The organism is uncultured Corynebacterium sp., from assembly GCF_937999985.1.
In the GTDB taxonomy this organism is placed as follows: domain Bacteria; phylum Actinomycetota; class Actinomycetes; order Mycobacteriales; family Mycobacteriaceae; genus Corynebacterium.
Map to the genome: position 1 here is coordinate 1 of NZ_CALLDG010000033.1, position 4,507 is coordinate 4,507.

Genomic DNA, 4,507 nt, shown 5'->3' on the forward strand with positions numbered 1-4,507 from the left:
CGCATTGGCGGCGATGCTGGCGCCTCCGAAATCATCATCATGCACCTGCACGGCGAGCTGTCCGCCAACCGCGCCTCCGTCGTGACTCCCCTGCTGCTGCCCGATACTCCGATCGTGGCCTGGTGGCCTGGCACTGGCCCGCGCAACCCGGCCGCCGACCCCATCGGCGCGCTGGCGACTCGCCGCATCACCGACTCGCTGACGGACGAGGACGAGGATGCCCTCTACCGCCGTCGCATGACGTACACCCGCGGGGATTCGGACATGGTGTGGAGTCGCATCACCCTGTGGCGTGGGCTCCTGGCCTCCGCACTGGATCAGCCGCCGCACCACCCGATCGTGTCCGCCGAGGTGTGGGGGCCGAAGCACGACCCGTCCGTGGACATCGCAGCCGGCTGGCTGGCGGAGCGCCTGGATGTGCCTTTGACCAGGCACGTTACGGTCGATGGTCGCTATGGCGAGGACGCGGAAGGCAAACGCCTGATCTCTATCGAGAAGGCGGTGCTGTACCGCCAGGTGGGAGCCATTGAGGTTGAGGTTGTTGACGCCAACACGGTTTCGCTGACCGTCGGCGACCAGAAGTCTATGGTCACCCTCGGCAGGCGTGCACTGGCCGATTGCTTGGCCGAGGAGCTGCGCCACCTGGACCCGGACTACGCCTTCGGGCATGCCCTCCGCGGCCTGGTGCGCGTGAACCGTCCGGATCGTGGTCCCCGCACTTCCCAGTATCGTGGCGTGCAATCCCCCAGCTCGCAGGAGGACAAGCTGGACCGCTGGACCTCCCGCGATGCCCGCGAAACCTATAACACCTTCGATGGTCAGGAGTCTTTACGATGAAGCCCACGCAGAATAACCGCCGCACCGCAGTTGTCAGCGACAAGACGGGGGTGGAGCTGCGCCCCCGCGACAACAAACAGGACCTGGCAACCGCCGCGGCCCGCGAATTCATCAACACCGTGGCAGAACTGCAGCGCACCGGGGACACAGTGACGGGCGACGGCATCGTCCGCGTGGTGCTCACCGGCGGCGGTGCGGGCATCGCCACCCTGGCGGAGATCGCCGCCCTGGACCATGCGGCGCAGCAGACGGCGGAGGACTTCCCCGTCACTGCGATTGACTGGTCCCAGGTATATGTCTTCTTCGGCGACGAGCGCTTCCTGGCCGCCGGCAACGCGGAGCGCAACGACAAGCAGGCCTTCGATGCTCTGCTGCGCCACGTGAACATCCCTTCGCTGAACGTATTCCGTGTTCCGGCCTTGGCCGCCGGCGAGGAACCCGACGGCCCGGCGCTGGATGCCGCCGCGGAGTTCTACGGTAAGACGGTGGATCAGGTGGCTCCCGAGGGCTTCGATATCCACCTGCTGGGAATGGGGCCAGAGGGACACATCAATTCGCTGTTCCCGCACACCGACGCGCTACTGCACGCCGAGGGTTCGGTAGTGGCGGTGCGCGAATGTCCGAAGCCCCCGGCGGAGCGCATTAGCCTGACCATGCAGGCAGTCAACCGCTCCCGACAGGTGTGGCTGCTAGTCAGCGGTGAGGAAAAGAAAGAAGCTGCGGGCCAGGTGTTCAACGGCGGCAATGGCGCCGAATGGCCCGCAGCTTTGGCCTCCGGAACGGAGGCGACGCTGCTGTGGGTTGACGAGGCCGCCAACCCACTGCTTTAAGTTGTTTAAGCGGTCTGGCCTTCTAGGCCAGGCCGTAGTGCAGAACCAGGTTCAGGCCGATCAGGGCCAGCAGCCAGATCACTGCGGTGCCCACGGTCAGGCGATCCAGGTTCTTCTCCGCCACGGTGGAACCGGACAGGTTGGACTGCATGCCGCCACCGAACAGGCTGGACAGGCCGCCGCCCTTACCCTTGTGCAGCAACACGGAAAGGCCCATCAGCAAGCTGGTGATAACCAGGATGATCTGCAGCGTTAGGATCAATGCCCTACCCTCAACTCTTCTTTTGAAATCGACTAACTAAAACTTTCAATTAACACCACGAATTTACCCGCTGTAGGCCCCGCGTGACAACCTGCCACGCGGGGTGCGGAGTTCTAGCCCCCTTCTAGCCCCTTGCTAGCTCGAGTTACCTAACCCGAGTTGCGCAGCGCGGTGGCCAAACCGTTCATCGTCAGCTGGATGCCTGAGCGCACGCTATCGGAATCGTCGCCGGCGCGGAAGCGGCGCAGCAACTCCACCTGCAGCAGGTTCAGCGGCACCAGATACGGGAAGCGGTTGCGCACGGAGCTGACCAGCTCCGGGTTGTCCGCCAGAAGGGTTTCCCGCTCCGTGATCTGCAGGAACATCTCCACGGTCAGCTTGTACTCCTCGACGATCACGTCGAAGATGCGCTCCGCCGCCTCCCTATCGCCCACCAGCTCGGAGTACAGCTGCGCGATGGAAAGGTCCGCCTTAGACATCACCTGGGCCATATTTGAAAGCACCGAGTCGAAGAAAGGCCAGCGCCTGTGGAGCTCCCGTAGGTAGTTGAGGCGCGAGGTGGCGTCACCAGATACAGATGAACCATCCTCGATCCAGCGCTTCAGGGCGCTGCCCACGCCGAACCAACCAGGCAGCATTACGCGCGACTGCGACCAGCTGAGCACCCACGGGATGGCGCGCAGATCCGAGACCGCGGTGGTCTGCTTGCGCGAGGAGGGGCGAGAGCCGATGTTCAGGCTGCCGATCTCCGCCAGCGGCGTGGAGGTGGTGAAGTACTCGATGAAGCCCGGGTCCTCGTGCATCAGCGCGGAGTAAGCCCTCCTAGACTCCTCCGCGATCTGCCGCATGGTCTCGAAGGCCACGTCGGGATCGTCGAGGTCGTCGACGGGCAGCAGGCTGGCCTCCAGGGTGGCGGCCACGAGGGCCTCCAGGTTGCGGGAGGCGTTGGCGGGGTCGCCGTACTTGGCGGAGATGATCTCGCCCTGCTCGGTGATGCGCACCGCGCCTTGGACCGCGCCCTCCGGTTGCGCCAGGATTGCATCGTAGGATGGACCGCCGCCGCGGCCGACGGTGCCGCCACGTCCATGGAACAGGCGCAGGAACAGCCCAGCCTCGCGGGAGGCCTCGACCAGCGCCAACTCCGCGTCGTAGAGCGCCCAGTTGGCGGCGAAGTAGCCGCCGTCTTTGTTGGAATCGGAGTAGCCCAGCATGATCTCCTGGATATCCCCGCGACCCGCCACGTAGTTGCGGTACAGCGGCAGCTGCCAGAGCTGGCGCATGATGTCCGCACCACCGGCAAGGTCGTCGATGGTCTCGAACAGCGGGATGATGTCAACGGATCCCTGCGGGTGCTCGCCGTTCGCCTGGATCAGCCCGACTTCCTTTAGCAGGATCATCGGCTCGATCACGTCGGAGACGGACGAGGCCATAGAGATGATGCAGTGTGGCACCACCTCCGCGCCGAACTTCTTGGCAGCCTTCGCGGCGGCGCGGAAGATGCCGAGCTCGCGGGCGGTCTCCTCCGACCATTCGGCCTCCGGGGTGGCTAGGGGCCGCGGGCTGGCCAGCTCGGTCAGCAGCAGCTCCACCTTCGCATCCTCGTCCAGCTCGGCGTAGTTTTCGGCCACGCCCGCGCGGGCGAAGACCTCCTTCAGCACGTTCTCGAAACTCTCGGAGTTCTGGCGCAGATCCAGCGAGTACAGGTTAAAGCCGAAGGTCTCTACGGCCTCCCGCAGGTCCGCCAGGGTGTGGTCGGCCAGCAGGTCGTCCATGGAGCGGCGCAGGGCCTGATCCACCGTGTCGATGTCCGCCAGCAGCTCCGCCGGGTTCGCATAGGGCTCATGCCCCTTGTGGATGCCGCCGGAAACCACCGGCTCGCCCAGGGTGTGCTTGGCAGTGGCCGCCACGCGCCCGCGCATTCCGTGGAGGGCACGGCGGAACGGCTCGTCCACGCGGGAGGGCACATCGTTGCGCCCACGGTCCGCCAGCTGCTCTAGCGCTTCGGTCGTGTCAATGAACTTGGAGGACAGGCTGAGCTCGTGCTCCAGCGCGTAGATGGTCTTCTGGTAGTGGTCGAAGATGGTGCGTGCCGCGAAGGTCGTGGCGATGCCCACCGTTTCCGCCGTCACATACGGGTTGCCGTCGTGGTCGCCACCGATCCACGAGCCGGGGCGCACGACCGCGGTGCGGGGCACCACGTCGCCGTACTGCTCCTTCATGTGCTCGTTCACGCGGCGGTTGATGGCCGGGATCTCGCTGAGCAGGCTGATGCCGTAGTAGCGCAGCCCCACCTTGATCTCGTCCTCGATGCGCGGACGCACGCTGCGTATCAGGGACGTCTGCCACAGCAGCGTCATCCGGCGGCGGATCACTAGCTCAATCTCGTCCAGCTGGCGGGCCGAACGCACCGAATCTGGGTTGAGCTTTAACTCTTTGAGCACGCGTGCGCGCCGGCGCATCATCTTCATGATGTCGGTCTGCACGTCAAACACGGTCCGACGGCGGGTTTCCGTCGGGTGCGCCGTTAAAACGGGCGCCACCAGAGCGTTCGCCATGGTCTCGGCAACCTTCTCCCCCG

The 4,507-nt window shown here is 65.2% G+C and carries 4 protein-coding genes; 2 read left to right on the top strand and 2 right to left on the bottom strand.

Annotated features, from left to right (window positions below):
• On the top strand, positions 1-837 hold an 837-nt coding region (locus Q0331_RS01440), incomplete at its 5' end, for a glucose-6-phosphate dehydrogenase assembly protein OpcA (RefSeq protein ID WP_298074234.1).
• Positions 834-1,667: a 6-phosphogluconolactonase gene (gene pgl / locus Q0331_RS01445; RefSeq protein WP_298074236.1), complete on the top strand. Its 834-nt coding sequence runs from the start codon at positions 834-836 to the stop codon at positions 1,665-1,667. The genes Q0331_RS01440 and pgl, both read left to right, overlap by 4 nt.
• A 22-nt stretch (positions 1,668-1,689) precedes the next feature.
• Here pgl and secG read toward each other — a convergent pair whose 3' ends face one another.
• Both secG and ppc read right to left on the bottom strand, forming a co-directional pair.
• A complete protein-coding gene (gene secG / locus Q0331_RS01450; RefSeq protein ID WP_034987982.1) occupies positions 1,690-1,929 on the bottom strand; it encodes a preprotein translocase subunit SecG in 240 nt (79 codons plus the stop codon).
• Between the two features lie 149 nt (positions 1,930-2,078).
• Positions 2,079-4,507: phosphoenolpyruvate carboxylase (gene ppc, locus Q0331_RS01455; RefSeq protein WP_298074238.1), on the bottom strand; the 2,429-nt coding region annotated here is incomplete at its 5' end.

What these genes read in the sequence shown, in the direction of transcription:
- pgl (WP_298074236.1), top strand. Translation starts at nt 834, where the DNA reads ATGAAGCCCACGCAGAATAACCGCCGCACCGCAGTTGTCAGCGACAAG.